Origin of the sequence: Microbispora amethystogenes, assembly GCF_016863015.1 — a bacterium.
GTDB lineage: Bacteria > Actinomycetota > Actinomycetes > Streptosporangiales > Streptosporangiaceae > Microbispora > Microbispora amethystogenes.
In genome coordinates, this window is the sequence record NZ_BOOB01000112.1 from 1 (window position 1) to 1,944 (window position 1,944).

Below are 1,944 nucleotides of genomic sequence, written 5' to 3' on the forward strand. Positions count from 1 at the left end.
CCCGTTGAACTCCCGGTCCCACGTGGCCACGTAGGTCGAGTCGTTCAGGTGGCCGGCCGCGATCGCGGTGCCGAAGTAACGGCCGCTCTGCGCGGCGGCCGCCCCGAGGGTGCTCTCCGCGGCGCCGACGGGGGTGGACGCCGCCAGGGCCGTCACCACCCCGAGTATGCCGAGAGCCCCGGCGGCCAGCACCCGGCGGGAACCGCCGAGTCGTCGCCGGGCTCGTCTCACAGGTATGGCGGTGTCGTCCATGCCTGAGCCTCCAGTGCTAGATGAACAAGGGTGCTTGCCGAACATGGTGTGAAGAAGCGGTGGTGCCGAAAGAAACGGTGGTGCGCGATGAATCGGTGGTGCGGGAAGAACGAGTGCTGAGACGAACGCGGATGGACGCGGGAAGACGCCCGCGACGTCGCACACGGCCCGTCACGGACCGCGGCACCGGCATGCGGCCCCTGCCGTTCACCACCGACCGGTCAGAAGGAGGCCGCCGGGGATCAGTCTGGAAACGTCGGCGTAACGTGTCAAGGCGTTGTGTCGATCTCTCGGCGGCGGGCCGTCAGGGCCGTATCCCCGCGGGAGCCGGACGTTCACCCGGAGGGGCACCTGTCCGGCGGATATCCGCGGCGGCCCGGGCTCCGGCGTGCCGTGACAACGGCTGTGAAAGTTTCACCGCGGCCGGGCCGGCGAGCGCACCGGCCGCTTCGTGGTCGTCCCAGTTCGGGCGCTCCTCCCGGCCGCGGGCGCCCACCCGGGAACGGCCCGCGTGTTGACACACCCCGCGTCGTCGTATTGGCTCCGCCGCACCACCACCGACATGGGTCAGATGTGAGAAGGGAGTTCACATCGCCGAAATGTTAACGCTCACAGGATCAGCGTTCACCGGACCAGCGCTCGCGGGACCACGCGGGCCGGTCCGCCGGTTCTCCGGCCCGGCCCGGCCACGGGCGGCGTGGACCTCCGCTGTCCCCGTGACCGGTGGTCGCGGCTCGCGCTCCGCGCGGCCGCGGGGCGTCGTCCGGAGCTGAACCGTCGCCGGCCCGTATCGCGACGCTTCCGCGGCCCGCGATGTTAGCGATAACTCGCTCCTGGCGGCCGCGCCCGGCCATCCGGCGCTCCCCGGCAGTGAACGCTCCCACCCGCTCCGCCGAATCCGGCCCCCGGCCCACGCCTTCCACAGCCGGGGGTCACGGGGACGGGGTTGCCGTCCCTCCGCCAGTGAGGGGCGGCGAACCCGTCCCCACCGCCTCCACCCCCCAGAGGAGAAGACAATGCATCCAGCGCCGCCCCGTGTGACCGGGCGCCGGAGACGATCGCCTGCGGCCCTCCTGACGTGCCTGCTCGCGGCGCTCGCGACCCTGCTCGCCGGCGCGCTCGTGGCCATGACGCCGGCCACGGCCGCGACCGTCGACACCAACGCGTGGTACGTGCTGGTCAACCGCAACAGCGGCAAGGCCCTGGACGTGTACAACCTCTCCACCGCCGACGGCGGGTCGCTCGTGCAGTGGGCCCGGAACAACGGCAACAACCAGCAGTGGCGGTTCGTCGACTCCGGCGGTGGCTACTACCGCGTGCAGTCGCGGCACTCCGGCAAGGTGATGGACGTCGCCAACCTCTCCACCGCCGACGGCGCCGCCGTCGTGCAGTGGAGCGACGGCAACGGCGTCAACCAGCAGTTCCGGCTGGCGGACTCCGCGGACGGCTACGTACGGCTGATCAACCGCAACAGCGGCAAGGCCGTGGAGGTGCAGAACGCCTCCACCGCCGACGGTGGCAAGATCGTGCAGTACTCCGACTGGGGCGGCACCAACCAGCAGTGGCAGCTCGTCCGCGTCGACGGCGGCACCAGCTCCCCGTCGGCGTCCCCGTCCGTGTCTCCGTCCGTGTCCCCGTCCGTGTCACCGTCGGCGTCCCCGAGCGCCCCCTCGGGGACGTTCACCAACCCGG

The 1,944-nt window shown here is 71.8% G+C and carries 1 protein-coding gene and 1 pseudogene; one reads left to right on the forward strand and one right to left on the reverse strand.

Annotated features, from left to right (window positions below; genetic code table 11):
- A pseudogene (locus tag Mam01_RS35895) lies at nt 1–252 on the reverse strand (endo-1,4-beta-xylanase); the annotation flags it as partial.
- 1,016 nt (nt 253–1,268) lie between these two features.
- Between Mam01_RS35895 and Mam01_RS35900 the strand changes: the two are divergent.
- Nucleotides 1,269–1,944, forward strand: a 676-nt coding sequence (locus Mam01_RS35900) for an RICIN domain-containing protein (RefSeq protein ID WP_204289671.1), incomplete at its 3' end; no start/stop codon positions are given.